Origin of the sequence: Streptomyces flaveolus (genome assembly GCF_000716535.1) — a bacterium.
Classification (GTDB): domain Bacteria; phylum Actinomycetota; class Actinomycetes; order Streptomycetales; family Streptomycetaceae; genus Streptomyces; species Streptomyces flaveolus_A.
The window spans coordinates 30,905-51,396 of the sequence record NZ_JNWV01000020.1; the positions used below are offsets into that span (position 1 = coordinate 30,905).

Sequence of the window (20,492 nt, forward strand, 5' to 3'; positions counted from 1 at the left end):
GCGATGACCAACGGCTACCCTCCTGACCCCTTCGGTGAATTCCTGGCCCGCTTCTTCGGCGGCACGGGCGGAGCCCCCGGGCCCCGCCACATCGACATCGGCCGCCTGCTCAGCCAGCCGGCCCGGGAGCTGGTCAGAGGAGCCGCCCAGTACGCCGCCGAGCACGGCAGCCGGGATCTGGACACCCAGCACCTGCTGCGCGCGGCCGTGTCGACGGAGCCCACCCGGAGCCTGCTGAGCCGGGCGGGCGCGGACCCGGACTCGCTCGCGCACGAGATCGACGACCGGGCGGGCCCGGTCCAGCACCCGCCGGGCGAGGCACCGCCGCCGACCTCGCTGTCGCTGACCCCGGCGGTCAAACGCGCCCTGCTGGACGCGCACGACATGGCGCGGGCGAGCGGCGCCGGGTACATCGGCCCGGAGCACGTGCTGAGCGCGCTGGCCTCGAATCCGGACTCGGCGGCCGGGCACATCCTGCACGCGGCCCGGTTCTCGGCGGGGGCCCTGCCGCCGGAGGCCCCGGAGAGCGCGCCGCCCCGCCCGGAGCGGCAGCGCCAGCGGCCCACCGGCACGCCGACCCTGGACAAGTACGGCCGTGATCTGACCGACATGGCCCGGCAGGGCCGGGTCGACCCGGTGATCGGCCGGGAGACGGAGATCGAGCAGACCATCGAGGTGCTGTCACGGCGCGGCAAGAACAACCCGGTGCTGATCGGTGACGCGGGCGTCGGCAAGACGGCGATCGTGGAGGGCCTGGCCCAGCGGATCGCGGACGGGGAGGTCCCGGACGTCCTCGCGGGGCGCCGGGTGGTCGCCCTGGACCTCACCGGGGTGGTGGCCGGCACCCGCTACCGGGGCGACTTCGAGGAGCGCCTCAACAACATCGTTGAGGAGATCCGCGCCCAGTCCGACCGGCTGATCGTGTTCATCGACGAGCTGCACACCGTCGTGGGCGCGGGCTCCGGCGGCGAGGGCGGCGCGCTGGACGCCGGGAACATCCTCAAGCCCGCGCTCGCCCGGGGCGAGCTGCACATCGTGGGCGCGACCACGCTGGAGGAGTTCCGCCGGATCGAGAAGGACGCGGCGCTGGCCCGCCGCTTCCAGCCGGTCCTGGTGCCGGAGCCGACGGCCGAGGACACGATCGAGATCCTGCGCGGGCTGCGGGACCGGTACGAGGCCCACCACCAGGTCCGCTACTCCGACGAGGCGCTGGTCGCCGCCGTGGAGCTGTCGGACCGGTACATCACCGACCGGCGGCTGCCGGACAAGGCGATCGACCTGATCGACCAGGCGGGGGCGCGGGTCCGGCTCGGTGCCCGGACGAAGGGCACGGACGTGCGCGCGATGGAGCGCGAGGTCGAGCAGCTGGTCCGGGACAAGGACCAGGCGGTCGCGGACGAGGACTACGAGCAGGCGAAGCAGCTTCGCGACCGGATCGGTGAGCTGAAGCAGCGGATCGCCCAGGTGTCCGGCGGCGACAAGGCCGACGAGGGCCTGGACCTGGAGGTGACGGCGGAGGCCATCGCCGAGGTGGTGTCCCGGCAGACCGGCATCCCGGTCAGCCGGCTGACCCAGGAGGAGAAGGAGCGGCTGCTCGGTCTGGAACAGCACCTGCACCAGCGGGTGGTGGGCCAGGAGGAGGCGGTCGCCGTGGTGTCCGAGGCGGTGCTGCGCTCGCGTGCGGGGCTCTCGAGCCCGAACCGGCCCATCGGCAGCTTCCTGTTCCTCGGCCCGACCGGCGTCGGCAAGACCGAGCTGGCACGGGCGCTGGCGGAGGCGCTGTTCGGCAGCGAGGACCGGATGGTCCGGCTGGACATGAGCGAGTACCAGGAGCGGCACACCGTCTCCCGGCTGGTGGGCGCCCCGCCCGGGTACGTCGGCCACGAGGAGGCCGGTCAGCTCACCGAGGTGGTGCGCCGGCACCCGTACTCGCTGCTGCTGCTGGACGAGGTGGAGAAGGCGCACCCGGACGTCTTCAACATCCTGCTCCAGGTGCTCGACGACGGCCGGCTCACCGACTCGCAGGGCCGGACCGTGGACTTCACCAACACGGTCATCGTGATGACCAGCAACCTGGGCTCGGAGGCGATCACGCGGCGCGGTGCCGGGATCGGGTTCGGGCCGGGTGGCGCGGAGGCCGACGAGGAGGCGCGGCGCGAGCAGGTCCTGCGGCCGCTGCGCGAGCACTTCCGGCCGGAGTTCCTGAACCGGATCGACGAGATCGTGGTGTTCCGGCAGCTCACGAGCGAGCAGCTACGGCAGATCACCGATCTGCTGCTGGAGACCACCCGGCGGCTGCTGGACGGGCAGGGCGTCTCGGTCGAGTTCACGAGCGCGGCCGTCGACTGGCTCGCCGAGCGCGGCTACGAGCCGGAGTACGGCGCCCGGCCGCTGCGCCGCACCATCCAGCGGGAGGTCGACAACCAGTTGTCCCGGCTGCTGCTGGACGGCACGATCTCCGAGGGCAGCCGGGTGACGGTGGACGCGCGGGACGGGCGGCTGGACTTCCGAACGGAAGCGGCCCGGCCGCCCGCGCCCGAACTCTGACTCCGACCGTGGGCCCGGCCGTCAGCGCGCCGGGTCCACCACCATCGCCGAGCCGCCACCGCGCCGTACCTTCTCTGCGGCGGCCAGCCACTTGCCGCCCGGCAGCCGCTGGACGCCCGTGGCCGCCCCGATCTCCGGGTTGAGGCTGAAGGAGTGCCCGATGGCCTCCAGCCGCTTCCTCAGGTCGCTGTCGTAGAGGCCCGGTTCGAGCTCGGTCCTGGCGGCGTTGCGCTGGCTGGCCCGCGGTGCGGCGATCGCGTCCACGAGGGGCAGTCGCCGGTCCAGGAAGCCGGTGAGCGTCTGCAGCACGGTGGTGACGATGGTCGCGCCGCCGGGGGAACCGAGCGCCACGACCGGCCTGTTGTGCTGGTCCAGCACGATCGTCGGGGAGATCGAGGAGCGCGGGCGCTTGCCCGGTCCCGGCAGGTTCGGGTCGTGCACGGCCGGGTTGGCCGGGGCGAAGGAGAAATCGGTCAGCTCGTTGTTGAGCAGGAAGCCCCGGCCCGGGACGGTGATGCCGCTGCCGCCGGTCTGCTCGATGGTGAGCGTGTAGGCGACGACGTTGCCCCACTTGTCGGCCACGGTGAGGTGGGTGGTGTTCTCCCCCTCGTACGTCGTCGGGGCCGCGGTACCGCCCTTGCCGCAGGGCGCCGGGTGCCGCGGGTCGCCGGGCGCGAGCGGGCTGGTGAGGACCGCGTCGTCCTTGATCAGGCAGGCGCGGGAGTCGGCGTACCGCTGGGACAGCAGTTGCGCGGTGGGGACGTCCTCGAAGGCGGGGTCGCCGACCCAGCGCCCGCGGTCGGCGAAGGCGATGCGGCTGGCCTCGATGAAGTGGTGCAGGTACTGCACCTCGCTCGCCTTCGACAGGTCGGTGTTCTCCAGGATGTTGAGCGCCTCACCGACCGTGGTGCCGCCGGAGGAGGAGGGCGCGATGGAGTAGACGTTCAGGCCGCGGTACGACGTCCTGGTGGGCGCCTGGAGCTTGGCGCGGTAGACGGCGAAGTCCTTCTCGGCCAGCTTGCCGGGGCGGGCGTTCCAGCCGGAGGCGGGGTCCACGGGCGGGTGTTCGACCGTCTTGACGATGTCGTCGCCGATGTCGCCGCGGTAGACCGCGCCGATGCCCTGCCGGCCCAGTTGCTCGTAGGTGCGGGCGAGTTCGGGGTTCTTGAACGTGGAGCCGACGACGGGCAGCCGGCCGTTCGGCAGGAACAGCTCGGCGGTGTCCGGGAAGTAACGGAACCGGGTCTCGTTGGACGCGGTCTGCGCGCGGAAGGTGTCGTCCACCGTGAAGCCGTCGCGGGCCAGGCGTTCGGCGGGTTTCAGCAGGGTGCCGAGCCGCTTGCTGCCCCACTGGTCCAGCGCCTTCTGCCAGGTGGCGGGCGTGCCCGGGGTGCCGACGCTCAGGCCGCTGCTGACGGCGTCGGCGAAGGCGAGCGGCTTGCCGTTCTCCGTGAACAGGTCGGCGTCGGCGCTCAGCGGCGCGGTCTCGCGTCCGTCGATGGTGTGCACCGTACGGGACTTGGCGTCGTAGTAGACGAAGTAGCCGCCTCCGCCGATGCCGGCCGAGTAGGGCTCGGTGACGCCGAGCGCGGCGGCGGTGGCGACGGCCGCGTCCACCGCGTTGCCGCCGTGCTTGAGCACCTCGATGCCGGCGGCGGACGCGTCGGCGTCGACGCTGGCTACGGCGCCGCCGTAGCCGACGGCCACAGGGACCTTCGCCGTCGTCGCGTGCTTCGTCGCGGCGGGTGGCGCAGCCGCCCCCACCGACACCACGGCGGCCGAAACCGCCAGAACCGCCAGTTTCCGCGTGCCTGGGCGACCCATCCGTACCTCCCGTCGGGACAGTCCGCGCAGCGTAACCGGATTGTCGGTAGTACCGACAGTACGCCTGCGCACCGTGGTCGTCGCCCGGGCCCGCTACCATGCGCGGCCATGAACGACGACGTGCGCAACATCGTCCTCGGGGTCATGGCCACGGGCGTATCGGCCGTGCTGGGCTGGGTCGCCCGGACGTATCTGTGGAAGCGCCGGCTGCGCCGCAAGCAGGCCTTCTTCGGGCTGCCGGACCACGCCGAGTCGCTGCTGGTGGTCAACCGCAACGCGGGCGGGCCGGAGCTGTCGGTGATGCGGCACGACGTGTTCGCCCTGCTGGAACTGTCCGCCCTCATCAAGGACTGCAACGCGCACGCGCGGGTGGTGCCGCACGACGCCGCCCAGCAGGGGTTCGGCGAGCGCACGGAGTTCTGCCTCGGCGGTCCCGCCTCGAACCGCCGGATGGAGGCCCACCTCTCCTCCCTGTTGCCGGGCGTGCGGATGAACGCGGAGGCCGCGACGGGCCCGGACGTCGGCGCCTTGCGGGTCGGCGGCGAGGAGTACCGCATGGACGGCGGTCGCAGCGAGTACGTGCTGCTCGCCCGGCTCACCGCGGACGGCGGCCGGGACAGCCGCCCGGTGTTCCTCTTCTGCGGCCAGCGGGCGATCACCAACCAGGCGGCGACCCGCTATCTCGCCCGCCACCACGAGCGGCTGGCCCGCAAGTACGGCGGCGGCTCCTTCGTGTTGCTGCTGAAGGTGGTCAACTCCCAGGCGTACGGCCCCGATGTGGTCGAGCTGGTGGCGGACGTGACGCGGGCGGCGCGGACACCGCTGCCGGAGCCCGCTCCCGCCACCGCCGAGTGACGCTTCAACAATCTTTACCCGCACGTAACTTACCGACGGGTTACTTGCGGTAAGAGGGCGCGGTTACCGTCGGGTCACTTTGCACGGACACGAGTGAAGGAGTGACCCATGGGACACGGTCGCACCGCTCTGCGCGCCTCCGCCGCCGGAGCCGTCTCGGCGGCGCTGCTCGCCGGCTCCGTCGTCGGTCTCGCGCCGGCCGCCGAGGCCGCCCCGAGCATCCGGTTCGTCGACATCACCGGCGACGGCGGCACCGTACTGAAGGCCAACGTCCTCACGCCCGCGGGCGCCGACGGCTCGCGCCGCTACCCGCTCATCGTGCTGCCCACCAGTTGGGGCCTGCCCCAGGTGGAGTACCTGGCACAGGCCCGGAAGCTCGCCGACTCGGGTTATGTGGTGCTCACCTACAACGTGCGCGGGTTCTGGCAGTCCGGCGGCCGGATAGAAGTGGCCGGTCCGCCCGACACAGCAGACGCCTCCAAGGTCATCGACTGGGCCCTCGCCCACACTCCGGCCGACCCGGAGCACATCGGCATGGCCGGGGTGTCGTACGGCGCCGGGATCAGCCTGCTCACCGCCGCGCACGACAAGCGCGTCAAGGCCGTGGCCGCGCTCAGCGGGTGGGCCGACCTGATCGACTCCATCTACTCGGGACGCACCCAGCACCTCCAGGCCGCGGCCGTGCTGGACGGCGCGGCCACCCTCACCGGCCGTGAGAGCCCCGAACTGCGCGCCATCTTCGACAACCTGTACTCCTCGAACCTGTCGAAGGAACAGGAGATGATCGACTGGGGGAGGAAACGTTCCGCCGCGACCTACGTGGACCAGCTCAACAAGAACGGCGCCGCCGTCATGCTGGCCAACGCCTGGGGCGACACCGTCTTCCCGGCGAACCAGTACGCCTCCTTCTACGAGAAGCTGACCGTCCCGAAGCGGCTGGAGCTGCGCCCCGGCGACCATGCGACACCCGAGCTCACCGGTCTGTTCGGGCTGCCCAACGACGTGTGGACGGACACCCGGCGGTGGTTCGACCACTACCTCGCGGGCGCCGACAACGGCGTCGACCGCGAGCAGCCGGTCCGGCTGAAGTCCCGTACCGCGGGGGAGTACGAGGGCTACCCGGACTGGAAGTCGGTCACCGCGACCCGGCGGAAGCTGGCACTCACCGGCTCGCCCACCATCCACGCGAACGTCGACTCCGGCGCGGACGGCGGGATCGTCTTCCTCTCCAGCATCCTGGACCAGGTCGCCCGGCTGCCGCCCGTCGCCTCGCTGCCGCTGCTGCCGCGCCGCTGGGCGGCCGTGTGGCAGTCGGAGCGGTACGGCGCCGCCCAGCGGGTGCGCGGCACGGCCACCCTGCACACCACGCTCACCCCGACCGGGGAGAGCGGCACGCTCGTCGCCTACCTGTACGACGTGGGCCCGCTCGGCCTCGGCAAGCTGGTCACGCACGCGCCCTACACCTGGCACGGGCGGACGCCCGGCGAGCCGTTCGCCGTCGACCTGGACCTGTTCTCCACGGCCTACGACATCCCCGCCGGGCACCGCCTCGCGCTGGTGGTCGACACGGTCGACCCGCTCTACGCCGAGCACAACCCGTCCGGCGCGCAGCTGACCTTCTCCTCGCCCTCGGACGACCCGTCGTACGTGTCCGTCCCGCTCGGCGAGCAGTGATCTCCGGCTGCCGCCGGACGAGCCTGGCCCGTTGAACTGCCGCCCCCCTCACGCTTTCGGGGCCGTGGGGGGCACCCCACCCGGCAGCAGCGCCCCCGGCCCGGGGGCGGCGACCGCCACCCCCTTGGTCTTGGGGCTGCGCCGCTCCCGCCGGGACACCCAGTCGGCGAACCAGGAGAGCAGCATGCACATCCCGATGTAGATCGGCGAGATCACCATCACCACAGGGATGAACGGCAAATCGTAGTCGAGGTTGGAGGCGATGAGCTTCCCCGCGTGGAGGAACTCCTCGTAGGTGATGAGAAAGCCCAGGGAGGTGTCCTTCAGGGCGACCACCAGCTGGCTGATGATGGCGGGCAGCATGGCGCGCACCGCCTGCGGGACGAGGACGTGCGCCATGACCTGGCTCTTGCGCATGCCGAGCGCGAACGCGGCCTCGCCCTGGCCGCGTTCGACGGCGTTCACGCCCGAGCGGAAGACCTCGGCGAGCACCGAGCCGTTGTAGAGGGTGAGCCCGGCGACCAGCGCGGGCAGCGGCTGCACCTTCAGCGCCACGAAGATGAAGAAGATCATCACCAGGACGGGCATCGCGCGGAAGAACTCCACGACGACCGTGGCGAGCCAGCGCACCGGCCGGTGGTCCGACAGCCGGCCGGTGGCCAGCAGCCCGCCGAGGGCGAGGGAGAGGACGGACGCGAGGGCGAACGCCTTGAGCGTGTTGCCGAGTCCGCGCAGCAGCAGCTCCTGGATGCCTTTGTACGCGAAGGGCATCCACTTGGTGTACGTGAACTGGCCGGTGGCGAAGAGGAGGTACAGGATCCAGGCGAGGAGCGCGAGGATGACGACGGAGGACAGGACGGCGTAGACGGCGTGCCGGCGGCGGGTGCGCGGGCCCGGGACGTCGTAGAGCGCGGTGGCCCCGTTCATCGGGCCACCCCCCAGGTCCGTTCCAGCGCGTTGAACAGGGCGCTGATGGCGAGCGTGATGACCAGATAGCCGACGGCGATCCAGACGAACGTCCAGACGATGTCGTAGCCGAGTTCGTTGAGCGTCTTGTAGGTGCCGAGCAGTTCGGTCACGCTGAACGCGCCCGCGATCGCCGAGTTCTTGGCGAGCGCGATGAGGGTGGAGCCGACCGGCGGGATCACGGACCGGAACGCCTGCGGCAGCACCACCAGTGACAGGGTCTGCCCGAAGGTCATCCCGAGGCTGCGGGCCGCCTCGCCCTGCCCCTTGGGCACGGTGTTGATGCCGGACCGCAGTGCCTCGCAGATGAACGCCGAGGTGTAGCAGCCGAGGGCGAGGACGGCGAACACCTGGAAGGGCAGGACCAGTCCGAAGCGGGGCAGGCCGAGCAGGACCGCGAAGAACAGCAGGGTGAGCGGGGTGTTGCGCAGCACGGTGACCCACACGGTGCCGAAGACCCGCAGCGAGGCGACCGGCGCGACCCGGAAGGACGCCATCAGGAAGCCCAGTGCGAGGGCCAGCAGGGAGGCGTAGACGGTCAGTTGGAGCGTGCCGAGGAAACCGTCGCCGTAGGTGGAGAAGTTGTCGGTCAGTACGTTCATGCCGTCCTCGGTCAGCTCGCCGGATAGCGGTCGATGGTGGGAGGTCTGGGTGCGGGCACGCCGGACAGGCCGAGCGTGGCGTCGTACGCCTTCTTCCAGTCGCCGTTCTTCTCCCGGGCCGCCAGGGCGTCGTCGAGGGCGAAGCGCAGCGCGTTGTCGCCGCGCGGGACGCCGATGCCGTACGGCTCCTCGGAGAACGGCTTGCCGACGACCTTGAGTTCGTCGGGGACCTTGGCCGCGTAGCCGATCAGGATGGCGTCGTCGGTGGTGACGGCGTCGACCTGGTAGGTGAGGAGGTTGTCCACGCAGACCGAGTAGGTGTCGTAGGCGACCAGGACCGCCCTCGGGTAGTCGGCCTTGATGCGCTGGTACGGAGTGGAACCGGCCGCCGAGCAGACGCGTTTGCCGGCGAGGTCCTGCGGGCCGTGGATGTCGTTCTCGTCCTTGCGGACCAGGAGCGACTGTCCGGCCATGTAGTAGGGGCCGGCGAAGCCGACGAGCTTCTTGCGGCCCGCGTTGATGGTGTAGGTGCCGACGTAGTAGTCGATCTGGCCGTTCTGCAGGGCGGTCTCGCGGTTGGCGGACGCGATCGTGCGGAAGCGGACGGTCTTCGGGGGGAAGCCGAGGGAGGCGGACATCATCTTGGCGATCTCGATGTCGAAGCCGGAGTAGGTGCCGGTGGCCGGGTCCTTCTCGGCGAGGTAGGGCTGGTCCTCCTTGGCGCCGACGACGAAGTAGCCGCGTTTCTTCGCCCGGGTCCAGGTCCGGGAGGCGGGCAGGCGGAAGTCCTGGGCCACCTGGTAGTGCGGGAGCTTTTCGGGCGCCGGGCCCTTGCCGGGCGGGCTGCCCTCCTTGCCGCAGGCGGCGGCCAGCAGGGCCAGCAGGACGCACAGGGCGCGGGGCACACGGGTGGGACGGAACACGGGTCGCACTCCCCCGGTCAGTGCTTGAGGATCTTGGAGAGGAAGTCCTTGGCGCGGTCGCTGCGCGGGTTCGTGAAGAACTCGTCCGGGCTGCGGTCCTCGACGATCAGGCCGTCGGCCATGAAGACGACGCGGTTGGCGGAGGCGCGGGCGAAGCCCATCTCATGGGTGACGACGATCATGGTCATGCCGTCCCGGGCGAGTTGCCGCATGACCTCCAGCACCTCGTTGATCATCTCCGGGTCCAGGGCGGAGGTGGGCTCGTCGAAGAGCATCGCCTTGGGTTCCATGGCGAGCGCGCGGGCGATGGCCACGCGCTGCTGCTGGCCGCCGGAGAGCTGGGCGGGGTACTTGTCGGCCTGGTTCAGCAGGCCGACGCGGTCGAGGAGTTGCCGGGAGCGGCGGTCGGCGTCGTCCTTGCCGCGCCTGCGGACCTTGACCTGGGCGAGGGAGACGTTCTGCAGGACCGTCCTGTGGGCGAAGAGGTTGAAGGACTGGAAGACCATGCCGACCTCGGCGCGCAGCCGGGCGAGGGCCTTGCCCTCCGCGGGCAGCGGCTGCCCGTCGAGCAGGATGGTGCCGGACTCGATGGTCTCCAGCCGGTTGATCGTTCTGCACAGCGTCGACTTGCCCGATCCGGAGGGGCCGATGACCACGACCACCTCGCCCCGGCCGACGGTGAGGTCGATGTCCCGCAGGACATGCAGCTCCCCGTAGTACTTGTTGACGTTCCGCAGTTCGATCAACGGATCGACGGCCATCCGCAGGCCCACCCACTCTCAGCTGTGTCGTGGTGCCGCAACCTATCCAGACGACAGCGGAGTTGAGGGACGACACGCACCTTCCGGGCAATAGCCGTATTTACGCCAACGGGGGGACCGGGGGCGGCCGGCGTCAGGTCTCGGCGATCTCCGCGTACGACTGGGACAGCTCGGGAACCCCGCTCACCGCCCACTCCTCGCCGGCCGGCACCACCTCCACCACACGGCCGGAGGCGAGGTGTACGACGGGCTCGCCGTCGGGCCGGATCCGCCAGGCGGCGCCGGGTACGGTGCGCACCACGACCGTGCCCAGGTACAGCCCGGCGTCGTGGCCCAGCCAGGGCAGCATCTCCGGGTCGTCCCGCCAGCGCGGGACCATCTGGTCCAGGGCCTCCAGGGAGGCCGGCGTGTCGTCGAGACGGACGCCCGCCAGAGCCGCCTGCGAGCGCAGCAGCTCGCACTCGGACAGCAGGGCGGCGACCGCCTCGGGGTCGGCGCGGAGCGCCGCTTCAGCCTTCTTCGCGTGCCGGGGGCCCAGGAACGGAAGGTGCATGGACCCAGCGTGGCATCAGACGTCCAGGTCGACCACCACCGGCGCGTGGTCGGACGCGCCCTTGCCCTTGCGCTCCTCGCGGTCGACGTAGGCGTCCTTGACGGCCTTCGCGAACGGCTGGTTGCCGTACACCAGGTCGATGCGCATGCCGCGGTTCTTCGGGAAGCAGAGCTGGCGGTAGTCCCAGTAGGTGAACGGGTGGTCGTACTTCAGCGGGCGCGGCACGACGTCGTCCAGGCCCGCCTCGCGCAGGGCGGCCAGCGCGGCGCGCTCGGCCGGGGTCACATGGGTGGAGCCCTCGAAGGCCGCCGGGTCGTAGACGTCGTCGTCCGTCGGCGCGACGTTGTAGTCGCCCAGCACCGCGAACGGGCGGCTGCCCTGCGCGTCGCCGTACACGGCCGCCTTCAGCGCCTCGAACCACTGGAGCTTGTACGCGTAGTGCGGGTGGCCGACCTCGCGGCCGTTCGGCACGTACACCGACCAGACGCGGACCGGGCCGCAGGTCGCCGAGATGGCGCGCGGCTCGGTCACGCCGTCGAAGCCCGGGTCGCCGGGCAGGCCCTTGACCACGTCCTCGATGCCGACGCGGGAGAGCACCGCCACGCCGTTCCACCGGCCGGTCGCGTGGACCGCGGCCTCGTAGCCCAGCTCGCGGAGCTGGTCGAACGGGAACTGCTCCTCGGCGATCTTGGCCTCCTGGAGGCAGAGCACGTCGGTGCCGCTGCTCTCCAGCCAGGCCAGCAGCCGGGGAAGGCGGGCGGTGATCGAGTTCACGTTCCAGGTAGCGATGCGCATGCCTCACAACCTACCTGGCGGGTCTGACAACGCCGGTCCGCGCTCAGACCTCGGTCCACGCCCCCGGGTGGAGCCACTGGTGGTCCGTGCCGCCCAGCCGCCCGAGGAGGCCGTCGTAGATCGGCCGGGCGAGGTCGGTGAGCAGGGCGTCGTGCACGTCGTAGGCGCGCCGCGGGGCGACCTCGCGGACGTAGTCGATCACCTCGGAGATCTTGTTCCAGGGGGCCATGACCGGCAGCATCAGGGTCTGAACCGGCTGGTCGGGGACGGTGAGGGCGTCGCCGGGGTGGAAGACCTTCCCGCCGTCGATCAGAAAGCCGACGTTGGTGATCCGCGGGATGTCCGGGTGGATCACCGCGTGCAGCTCGCCGTGGACCTGGACGTCGAAGCCTGCGGCGGTGAAGGTGTCGCCGTGGCCGACGGTGTGCACCCGGCCCGGGAAGGCAGCCTCGACCTGATCGGCGACCGACTTCAGCGTCCAGATGCGGGCGGCCGGGTTGTTCTCCATGGCGGCCCGCAGCCGGAACTCGTCGAAGTGGTCCGGGTGCTCGTGCGTGACCAGGATCGCGTCCGCGCCGAGGGCGGCGTCCTCCTCGGAGAACCCACCCGGGTCGATGACGAGGGTCTGCCCCTCCTTCTCCAGGCGGACGCAGGCGTGGGACTTCTTCGTGAGCTTCATGTCTCCCCATCCTGCCGTCTGCGGCCGCCCGGGGCGCTACTCGCCGGGCGTGGTCTCCTCCCGGATCACCTGCTGGGCCACCCGGAACGCGCTGTTCGCGGCCGGCACCCCGCAGTAGACGGCCGCCTGGAGCAGCACTTCCTTGATCTCGTCCGGAGTGAGCCCGTTGCGCAGGGCCGCCCGGGTGTGGAAGGCCAGCTCCTGGAGGTGACCGCCCGCGACCAGCGCGGTGAGCGTGATGCAGCTGCGGGTACGGCGGTCCAGGCCGGGCCGGTCCCAGACCTCGCCCCAGGCGTAGCGGGTGACGAACTCCTGGAAGTCCCCGGAGAACTCGTCCGCCTCCGCCAGCACCCGGTCCACGTGGGCGTCGCCCAGCACCTCGCGGCGGACCTTCAGCCCGTTCTGGTACCGGTCCGGCTGCCCAGCGGGCTGCGCCGGCACGACGGCCGGGGCGATCTCGGCGACCGGCGCGGGCTGCGGCGGGGCGGCCGGCACCGGGACGGCCGGCATGCCGGGAAGGGCGGTCTGGCCGGTGTCGTAGGGCTGCTGCCAGGCGGTGGAGAAGTGGTGGACGAGCAGGTCGGTGACGGCGGCGGGCTGCTCGACCGGCACCAGGTGGGAGGCGCCGGGGACGACCGCGAGCCGGGCGTCCGGGATGCCGGCGACCAGCGTGCGGGCCTCGGCCGGGCCGGTGACCTGGTCGTCGGAGCCGACCAGCACCAGGGTCGGCACCCCGACCCGGCCCAGCTCGGGCCGTACGTCGAAGGAGGCCAGTGCCTCGCAGGCGGCGATGTAGCAGCCGGGGTCGGTGGTGCGGACCATCTGCACGGCCCACTCGGTGATCGCGGGCTGCGCTGCGGCGAACCCGCCGGTGAACCAGCGGTCGGGCGCGGTCCGGGCGATCGGGTCGAGCCCGTTGGTGCGCACGACCACCCCGCGCTGGCGGAACTCGTCGGCCGTGCCGAACCGGGGCGAGGCCGCGACCACCGCGAGGGAGGCGAGCCGCGCGGGGTGGCGCAGGGCCAGCTCGATGCCGATCGCGCCGCCCAGCGCACAGCCCGCGTAACCGAACCGCTGTACGCCGAGCGCGTCCAGCGTCGCCAGCAGCCGCGCGCTCAGCTCGGCGACCGAACCGGCCGGATGCGCCGGGGCGCCGCCGTGACCGGGCAGATCGAACCGGAAGACCCGCCACTGCTTGGCCAGCTCCGGCACCTGGCGGTCCCACATGTGCCATGTGGTACCCAGTGAGGGACCCAGGATCAGGACCGGAGCGTCTTCTGGCCCGTCGAAGCGGTATTGCAGGGTGTTCGGTGGTGTCTCACTCACGCCCCAGACCCTCTCACGTCTCACGGACGCCCCTATAACGCGGGGGCGCGAGAAACCAGTCTGACCAGGTTGAAGACCTCGCGGGCCGCATATCGCTTGAGGCATCGGACGATCTCACGGCGGGTCTTGCCCTCCTGCGTGCGGCGTTCGTAGTACGCCTGGGTGCGCGGATCGTGGCGCAGCCGGGTGAAGACGATGCGGTGCAGGGCGGCGTTGGCCTGTCGGTCGCCGCCGTAGTTGAGCCGGCGCGTGCTCCGACGGCCCGACGAATACTCGATGGGGCTGACTCCGCAAAGGGCAGCAAAGGACGCTTCGGTGTTCAGCCGCTCGGGGTTGTCCCCCATGGTGATCAGGAGAGTGACGGCGCTGTCCGGACCGATGCCCACCGGTACGAGCAGCTGTGGGGCGTGACGTTCGACGAGCCGGGTCAGGCGTTGGTTCAGCTCATTGATCTGTCCGGTGAGCTGTTCGATGCGTTCGGCGAGCATGCGCAATGTCAGGTGGGTGGCCTGGGCCGCCGCGTCCTCGTCTCCCCCGCCATCGGGTGGGCTGAGGGTTAGATCCGGGCGCTGTGCACGGGTCCGTCGCCGGATTTGGCCTGGGCCCGGGTGCGACCGCTGAGCACGGCTCGCGCGGCGGCCTGCGCATCGAGCGGGTCCGACTTGCCGAGCAGACGGCGGGCTGTGCGGTCGGGCCGGTTCACTTCGAACACCTGGATCTGCCGGGTCAGCAGGTAGCGGGACAGGCCCGCGCCGAAGGTACCGGTGCCCTCCACACCGGCCCGGCGCACCGTCCCCCGCTTGCGGGCCCACACGAGCAGCCGACGGTAGCCAACGGCCGTCGCCGGAAAGGACTCTGTGCTCAGGACCTTCCCCAGCGGGGAGATTACGGCGGCGACGTGAACCTCACCGTGCGTGTCCACGCCGAGCACGACTTCTCTCCGCACGGGAGGATCCGTACTGGAGGAGGTGCTGCGCTGTCTGGTCGTCATGGTGGTTCGCCTCCCACGTGGTGACGTGCTGGGTGGATGGCACCGGCCCGCTCGGGCGGTCTGAACCGTGATGGCGCCTGGAACTCGGCAAGGCCCCTATTGGGACACGCCCTGTGGCTCGGTGACAGCAGAAGCCAGCCAGCCCGCAACGACGGTCGACAAGCCTGTGACTGGACACTTCGGTCAAAGATCTCAAGAGTCAGACCCCCGTCCGGGACGGCATCGCGCAACCGTCGCATCGATCCCGGCATATCGGCATCTACCGACCACAGCCGGATGGCTTCGCCCGAACCAATGCCCAACCTGGCCGGAGCAGGCTGAGAATGAGTTGACTCCCCGCCCACTCGCGACCGGCAATGACAGACAGCCGTCTGGGCCGCCTTACGGTCGCCCTCCATCGGCCATCGCACGAACGGCTTCGAGCCCTCATTCTGGTGCACGGTTATCCGCAAGTCATGGCGCGGGCTGCCAAAGAGGCTGCCTAGCAACTCGGCAAAGGCACCGGCGAGTGCTTGGGAACTCGGTCTACTCGAGTAACGGGGAACAGCAGCACCGCACGAAGGGGCGCCCGCGTGGAAGGCATGGCGCATGTGGGCGCTGCCGGACCCGATGCTCGCGGCTCCCGTCACCAACCCGGCGCCGCCCGATGGGTGGGCCGCCGAGGAGAAGTGGGACGGTTCTCCAGACACCTCGTGATGTCTCATTCGCGTTGGCACCGTTCACCCAGGTCACGACTGGTCCTTCGTGCGTGAGGCTGAGGCTTGCCGGGTGTCTGCGCCGCTGCTGACGTGCCGCTGGGTCTCCTGGGGGCCGTGCCAGTCCAGGCAGACGGCGGTGGCATCGTCTTCGAGCCGGCCGTCGGCGGCGTCCCGGACCGCGGACGTCAGCGCCAGCGCGGTCTCCCTCGGGTGCAGATTCCGGGTGCACCCCAGCAGGGCGGGCAGATCGACCTTCTCTCCGTGACGTTCGAGCATGCCGTCGGTGAACATGAGCAGACGGTCACCGGGCCGCAGGTCGAGGTCCTGCACACGGTACGGGTGGGGAGTCAGCTCAGACAGCCCGAAGGGATGGTCCACCTCGCAGGTGATCGTCTCCACAGCCCCGTCGCGCATGCGCAGCGGCCAGGGATGACCCGCGTTGACGAATTGGGCCCGCCCGGTATGGAGATTGATGCGCAGGAGCTGCCCGGTGGCATGACCGTGGCCGTGTTCGATCAGTGCCTGGTCTGCCCGGTGGGCCTGTTCGCCCAGGCCGGTGCCCGCCCGGCGGGCACCGCGCAGGGCGCCCACCAGGACCGTGGCGGCCAGGGCGGAATCCATGTCGTGGCCCATGGGATCGGTCACCGACACGTGCAAGGTGTCGCGGTCCACGGTGTAGTCGAAGGTGTCGCCGCTGAGGTCCTCGGAGGGCTCCAGGTTCCCGCACAGGGTGAACTGTGCGGCCTCGCACGACAGCGACAGGGGCAGCAGCTGGTACTGGATTTCAGCTGCCAGGGTGGGGGGCTTGGAGCGTTTGCCCCAGGTGTAGAGATCGGTGAAGCGGCCGTTGGCGATCACGATGTAGGCCAGGATGTGGGCGGCTTCCCCGACTGCGTCGAGCACGTCCTCGCCAGGGCCGGTCGGCAGGAGCAGTTCCAGCAGCCCGATCGTATCCCCCCGGTTGGTGACGGGCACGATCACCCGCTGCCCCTCGCCGGTCGCGTCCTGATACAGGCGCTGGGTACGGATCACCTCCTCGTAGACACTGCCGAACAGGGGAACCCGCTCGGCCTGCCGCCCACCTTGAGTGGGAGCGGTGGACAGCCGAGCCACCGCCTTCCCTGTCAGGTCCACGATGAGGAAAGAGACCTTAGTGGCCTCGAAACGCCGCCGCAGGTCCTCCGCGATCACGTCGACGGCGTCCGCCGGCGCCGCTGTCTCCGCTGCTGTCAGCAATCGGGTGAGCCCACTTTGTCCACCGCTCACGACCGCAGTCCCTTCCGCAACCCCCCCCACCAGCTTGGTAATAACCGCAGTGAGCGTCAATCCGTGAACAGTCACGCTCCGGCGTTCGCCCGCGGACGGGGCCGCCACGGCTGCTCTGTACAAAAGCGGCTCGACAGGCCGATGTCTTATGCGACACGCCAGAGTCTGGAGCTCCATGGTGGGCGGGCTTCGACGGGCACGTCCGGAGGAGTAACTCACAGCCGGTCACCCCGTACGGGAGCCGGATCGTCGGCGGCACCGAGGCTTGAGCCGCGACCGTAGGACTTCCGGACGGGGAGCAGCGCGCTCCCACGGTCGGCGACCTGCCGCTTGCCGAACGACGGTTCGTGGGGCCTGTGCCCGCGCCGCCGCTCATGCCGCGTCGCGCCAGGCGGCGATACCGGTCACCGTGACCGCGACGGTGACCGGCTCCGCGGCACCGTGGGTGGCGAGGTGGGTGACGAGGGCGGCTGTCACCCGGTCGTGGACGTTTCGGGCGATGTCCAGCGCCCGCCGACCCTCCGTCAGGACGCAGCGCACCTCGATGTGCCATCCCGAACCGTCCGGCGCCCGGTCGGCGCGTACGCCGGCCTCGGGCGGCGTGGTGTCCGCCCGGGTGGGCGCGGCGGCTGCCGCGAGGCGCCGGGCGAGGCGGGGTTGCAGGGCGGCCACGCCAGGAACCGCGAGGGCTGCCTCGGCCGCGACGCCGGGGAGCGCGGTGGTGCCGACGGCGGTCATCATGCGCCACCGCCCGTCGGGAGGCGGGGACCGAGGGTCGGTCCCGGTTCCAGTACGTCTGCCACGGTGATGTCGACGGCTGTCACCGTGAGCCCCAGGTCCTGTCCGGCCGAGTGGAGGACCGATCGGCGTACCTGGTGGACCCGGTCGGGCAGCGGGCGGTCGAGGGCGGCGGCCAGGGTCATGGTCACCCGCACGTCGGTGCCGTTGCCCTCGGGTACGAGCCGGCAGGTCGCGGCCCTGGCACCGGGGACCGTGTCCGCGGCCCGCCTCAGCACCTTCGCCGCGGCGCTCTCGGCGATCCGCAGGTCCCGGTCGGGGTCGGCCAGGGGCAGCAGCCGCCCGAACCGGACCTCTGCCCTGACGACGTCCATGACCCGGTCGGCGAGTGCGTGCAGGCCCGGAGGGTCCTCGTCGCGCAGCGTCCGGGCGGCCGCGTTCACCGTGGCCAGTCCCTCAACCGCCTCTCGGCAGTATGGACAGGACACCGGGTGCGGGTCCGCGGCCGGTGGTGCGTCCCGCGCCTGTTCCCAGACCCGGCTGAGCAGGCGGCCGCAGGGCAGTACCTCATCGCCTGCGATCGGGGGCACGTCGGCGGCGGCCCAGCCGTTGCGGGGCCCGTCGGCTCCGGGCGGTTCGGGAGGCCGCGTGTGCGGGTCGTCTAGCGCCATGAGCCCATCGCCTCCTGCAGGGATCGGCGTGCCCTGAACAGTCTGCCGCGTACCGTCTGCTCGCCGGTACGCGTCACGTGCGCTATCTCCTTGTAGGGCAGGCCGTGCACCTCCCGCATGATCCAGCAGACCCGCTGTCCGGCGTCCAGCTCGGCGAGTGCGCGGAACAGGGCGGCCGTGGCCGCGTCCTGCTCGGCGGTCCGGGCGGGCTGGCTCCACGCGTCGCTCGCCGTGGGTTCGGCCACGGTGTCCAGGGGAACGGGCGGCGGCCGGCGGTGGCACATGGTCTGACAGCGGTTGACGGTGATCCGGTACATCCAGGTGCGGAACTCCGCCCTGTGGCGGTATTCCGGCAGGTGGCGCCAGGCACTGACGAAGGCGTCCTGGACGGCCTCGTCGGCGTCCTGGGGGTTGCCCAGCATGCAGCGGGCCAGGGTCAGGAGGGAGCGGCTGTGCCGCTGGACGAGAACGGCGAAGGCGTCCTCGTCTCCCTCGGCCGCCCGCACCGCCAGCAGACGGTCGGGCAGGTCGCACCCCAGTCGTGGGGAAGCAGTGCGTTCGATCATGGCGCCCCCACGCAGGTCTCGGAACGACCGTGTACCCCCGAAAAGAGATGTGATGCACGTCACACACCAGGGCACGTGAGGACTCCGCCGCTCGATATGTCCAACTTTCGACGGGCATCATTCCGGTGTCCGGCCGACCGATCGAGGCGACCGCCATGACGGACAACATCACCAGCGTCGGCGGGGGCAGCCGGCCCGAAACAGGCGTGAGCGCGCTCAAGGGCCGCACCGGGGCCGGGGCTCCGGCCGAGACACGGGGCAGGACCACCATCGCGGACGGCGTGGTGGCCAAGATCGCGGGCATGGCCGCCCGCGAGGTACCAGGCATCCACAGCCTGGGCGCGGGCATGGCCCGCGCCTTCGGAGCCATGCGGGAACACGTCCCCGGCGCAGGCGGAGGCGGAGCGGTCACCCGCGGCGTCAAGGTCGAGGTCGGGGAACGGCAGGCCGCGGTGGACCTGGACGTCGTCGTCGAGTACGGCGTCTCCATCGTCGACGTCGCGGGCGGCGTACGCACCAACGTCATCAGCGCCGTGGAGCGGATGACGGGCCTGGAGGTCGTCGAGGTGAACATCGCCGTCGACGACGTCCACCTGCCCGACGACGAGGAGGAACAGACCGGACCGGACGAGGGCCGCGTGAGGTGACCGCTGCCGGGAGCACCGCCGTGTCCTCGGGCACGAGCGAATGATCACGGCGGGAGGGACACTCGCGAGACGGGTGAGTGCAAGATGAACACAGCAACGACGGGACTCGCGGCCGGCATGGCCCTCGGCTTCGCCGGCTACTTCGGCGGCTTCTGGGCCTTTCTGCTGGTGCTGGTCCTGGGCGCGGCGGGGCTGATCGTCGGCCTCGTCGTACAGGGCGACCTGGACCTCCGGACACGGAGGCAGCGGTGAAGACCCGGCCCGGTTCCCCCGGCGAGGGGTCGGGCCCGCCGGCGCCGGCCGCCGGGCTGCCGCCCCCGGCCGAGCGGGGCGCCACCGTCATCCCGGACAGGGTGGTCGCCCGTATCGCCGCGCAGGCCGCGCGCGCGGCGCAGGCGCGGCGCGCCGCGGTGCCGCCCGATCGGGGCGGACCTGCGGCACCCCACGCCTCCGCCGCCGTCCGTACCGGATCGGTGCGCCTGCATCTGACCATGGACCTGCCCTACCCCACCGACATCCCGCGTGTCTGCGAGCGGATCCAGCGGGACGTCGCCGAACGGGTCGCCCAGCTGACCGGGCTGCGAGTGGGAGAGGTCCTCCTCACCGTCCGGCGGCTGGTGACCGCCACCGACTCGAGCCGGGGGCGGGTCCGGTGAGCGGCCGGGCGGCCCGGGTCACCGGGCACGCCGTGCAGGAAGGGCGATCGTGATGACATCCGGTCCACGTCCCCCGGGCCGCGGCTCCGCGTCGTCCGGGCACCGTGCCGCAGTGCCGCTGACGAAGGAGCCCGATCCTCCCGAACGCGACGTGTCCACCTCGGACCTCACAGCCGGTGAGCGCGAAGGAGGGCACCGAACCCGTCGCAAGTGGTCGGCGCGCAGCGTCACGGCGGCGCTGGTCGCCGCGGTGATCCTCGTGGCCGCGGTCGCGACGCTCGTCGACGTCGTCGCCGTACGGGCAGGACGTCCGGCCGCGGCCTGGCGACGGCACCTGGCCTACGAACTGGCGACCCGCCCGGTGGACGACGTGTGGATGCTGACGGGGGCCGCCGTGGCCGCCGCCGTCGGCGTCTGGCTGATCGTCCTGGCCCTCACCCCCGGTCAGCGACGCTGGCTGCCCCTGCGCTCACCCGCCGGCTGCCCGCGATTGCGGGCCTTCGTGGACCGCAACAGCGCCGCCGTCCTGCTGCGCGACGCCGCCATGCGGGTCCCCGGAGTCGGCGCGGCGCACGTCCTGGTGGGCCGCCACCGCATCAAAGCCCGCGCGGACGTCCGCTTCCGAGACCCCCGACAGGTGAAGGACGACCTCACCGCCGTCCTCGACGAGGAGCGCGACCGGCTCGCCCTCGCCCGTCCTCCCCGCATCGCCGTACGGGCGCGGCGACGCACCCGCTGACACAAGACCCGCAGC

At 71.5% G+C, this 20,492-nt stretch carries 20 protein-coding genes and 1 pseudogene; 7 read left to right on the top strand and 14 right to left on the bottom strand.

Translation table 11 applies throughout. The annotated features are described in order from the left end of the window. Nucleotides 1–3 precede the first annotated feature (3 nt). A complete protein-coding gene (locus tag OO52_RS21785; RefSeq protein WP_030645338.1) occupies nucleotides 4–2,547 on the top strand; it encodes an ATP-dependent Clp protease ATP-binding subunit in 2,544 nt (847 codons plus the stop codon). Between the two features lie 21 nt (nucleotides 2,548–2,568). On the opposite strand, the gene ggt is transcribed toward OO52_RS21785, so the two are convergent. Then, nucleotides 2,569–4,371: a gamma-glutamyltransferase gene (gene ggt / locus OO52_RS21790; RefSeq protein WP_030645341.1), complete on the bottom strand. Its 1,803-nt coding sequence runs from the start codon at nucleotides 4,369–4,371 to the stop codon at nucleotides 2,569–2,571. 108 nt (nucleotides 4,372–4,479) lie between these two features. On the opposite strand from ggt, the gene OO52_RS21795 reads away from it, so the two are divergent. Both OO52_RS21795 and OO52_RS21800 read left to right on the top strand, forming a co-directional pair. After that, on the top strand, nucleotides 4,480–5,226 hold the full coding sequence (locus OO52_RS21795; RefSeq protein ID WP_030645342.1) for a hypothetical protein: 747 nt from the start codon (nucleotides 4,480–4,482) through the stop codon (nucleotides 5,224–5,226). Between the two features lie 108 nt (nucleotides 5,227–5,334). After that, nucleotides 5,335–6,900, top strand: a complete 1,566-nt coding sequence (locus OO52_RS21800) for an alpha/beta fold hydrolase (protein ID WP_030645344.1) — start codon at nucleotides 5,335–5,337, stop codon at nucleotides 6,898–6,900. Between the two features lie 48 nt (nucleotides 6,901–6,948). On the opposite strand, the gene OO52_RS21805 is transcribed toward OO52_RS21800, so the two are convergent. The 13 genes and pseudogenes from OO52_RS21805 to OO52_RS21865 all read right to left on the bottom strand — a co-directional run bounded on the left by OO52_RS21805 (nucleotide 6,949) and on the right by OO52_RS21865 (nucleotide 18,435). Beyond that, entirely contained in the window at nucleotides 6,949–7,827 is an 879-nt protein-coding gene (locus tag OO52_RS21805; RefSeq protein WP_030645346.1) for an amino acid ABC transporter permease, read from the bottom strand. After that, nucleotides 7,824–8,468: an amino acid ABC transporter permease gene (locus OO52_RS21810; RefSeq protein ID WP_030645348.1), complete on the bottom strand. Its 645-nt coding sequence runs from the start codon at nucleotides 8,466–8,468 to the stop codon at nucleotides 7,824–7,826. Before OO52_RS21810 ends, OO52_RS21805 begins: the two co-directional genes overlap by 4 nt. A gap of 11 nt (nucleotides 8,469–8,479) precedes the next feature. Further along, a complete protein-coding gene (locus tag OO52_RS21815; protein WP_030645350.1) occupies nucleotides 8,480–9,391 on the bottom strand; it encodes a glutamate ABC transporter substrate-binding protein in 912 nt (303 codons plus the stop codon). A gap of 17 nt (nucleotides 9,392–9,408) precedes the next feature. After that, entirely contained in the window at nucleotides 9,409–10,152 is a 744-nt protein-coding gene (locus OO52_RS21820; RefSeq protein ID WP_030645352.1) for an amino acid ABC transporter ATP-binding protein, read from the bottom strand. Between the two features lie 133 nt (nucleotides 10,153–10,285). After that, nucleotides 10,286–10,705 (bottom strand): DUF6278 family protein, encoded by a 420-nt coding sequence (locus tag OO52_RS21825; protein WP_030645354.1) that lies wholly within the window; start codon nucleotides 10,703–10,705, stop codon nucleotides 10,286–10,288. A 15-nt stretch (nucleotides 10,706–10,720) separates the two neighbouring features. After that, entirely contained in the window at nucleotides 10,721–11,500 is a 780-nt protein-coding gene (locus OO52_RS21830) for an exodeoxyribonuclease III (RefSeq protein ID WP_030645356.1), read from the bottom strand. A gap of 43 nt (nucleotides 11,501–11,543) precedes the next feature. Next, entirely contained in the window at nucleotides 11,544–12,179 is a 636-nt protein-coding gene (locus tag OO52_RS21835) for an MBL fold metallo-hydrolase (RefSeq protein ID WP_030645358.1), read from the bottom strand. A gap of 36 nt (nucleotides 12,180–12,215) precedes the next feature. Next, entirely contained in the window at nucleotides 12,216–13,505 is a 1,290-nt protein-coding gene (gene pcaC, locus OO52_RS21840; protein ID WP_030645359.1) for a 4-carboxymuconolactone decarboxylase, read from the bottom strand. Nucleotides 13,506–13,537: 32 nt separating this feature from the next. Then, nucleotides 13,538–14,496: pseudogene (locus tag OO52_RS47595) on the bottom strand (IS110 family transposase). A gap of 728 nt (nucleotides 14,497–15,224) precedes the next feature. Beyond that, nucleotides 15,225–16,430, bottom strand: a complete 1,206-nt coding sequence (locus OO52_RS21850; RefSeq protein WP_030645361.1) for a PP2C family protein-serine/threonine phosphatase — start codon at nucleotides 16,428–16,430, stop codon at nucleotides 15,225–15,227. 402 nt (nucleotides 16,431–16,832) lie between these two features. Next, nucleotides 16,833–17,201 (bottom strand): hypothetical protein, encoded by a 369-nt coding sequence (locus OO52_RS21855; RefSeq protein WP_037629154.1) that lies wholly within the window; start codon nucleotides 17,199–17,201, stop codon nucleotides 16,833–16,835. Further along, complete coding sequence (locus tag OO52_RS21860; RefSeq protein ID WP_030645365.1) at nucleotides 17,198–17,869, bottom strand: hypothetical protein; 672 nt, start codon at nucleotides 17,867–17,869, stop codon at nucleotides 17,198–17,200. Before OO52_RS21860 ends, OO52_RS21855 begins: the two co-directional genes overlap by 4 nt. Continuing rightward, nucleotides 17,860–18,435: an RNA polymerase sigma factor gene (locus OO52_RS21865; protein WP_199820013.1), complete on the bottom strand. Its 576-nt coding sequence runs from the start codon at nucleotides 18,433–18,435 to the stop codon at nucleotides 17,860–17,862. The genes OO52_RS21860 and OO52_RS21865 overlap by 10 nt, the downstream gene beginning before the upstream one ends. 155 nt (nucleotides 18,436–18,590) lie before the next feature. Between OO52_RS21865 and OO52_RS21870 the strand changes: the two genes are divergently transcribed. From OO52_RS21870 to OO52_RS21885, 4 genes are all read left to right on the top strand, one after another. Further along, complete coding sequence (locus OO52_RS21870; protein ID WP_030645369.1) at nucleotides 18,591–19,082, top strand: Asp23/Gls24 family envelope stress response protein; 492 nt, start codon at nucleotides 18,591–18,593, stop codon at nucleotides 19,080–19,082. 84 nt (nucleotides 19,083–19,166) lie between these two features. After that, a complete protein-coding gene (locus OO52_RS51600; RefSeq protein ID WP_030645371.1) occupies nucleotides 19,167–19,334 on the top strand; it encodes a hypothetical protein in 168 nt (55 codons plus the stop codon). After that, nucleotides 19,331–19,738, top strand: coding sequence for an Asp23/Gls24 family envelope stress response protein (locus OO52_RS21880; protein WP_030645373.1), 408 nt, complete (start codon nucleotides 19,331–19,333; stop codon nucleotides 19,736–19,738). The genes OO52_RS51600 and OO52_RS21880 overlap by 4 nt, the downstream gene beginning before the upstream one ends. 112 nt (nucleotides 19,739–19,850) lie before the next feature. Continuing rightward, nucleotides 19,851–20,477 carry a DUF6286 domain-containing protein gene (locus OO52_RS21885; protein ID WP_234339871.1) on the top strand — a complete coding sequence of 209 codons (627 nt, stop codon included), beginning with the start codon at nucleotides 19,851–19,853 and terminating at the stop codon, nucleotides 20,475–20,477. Nucleotides 20,478–20,492 lie beyond the last annotated feature (15 nt).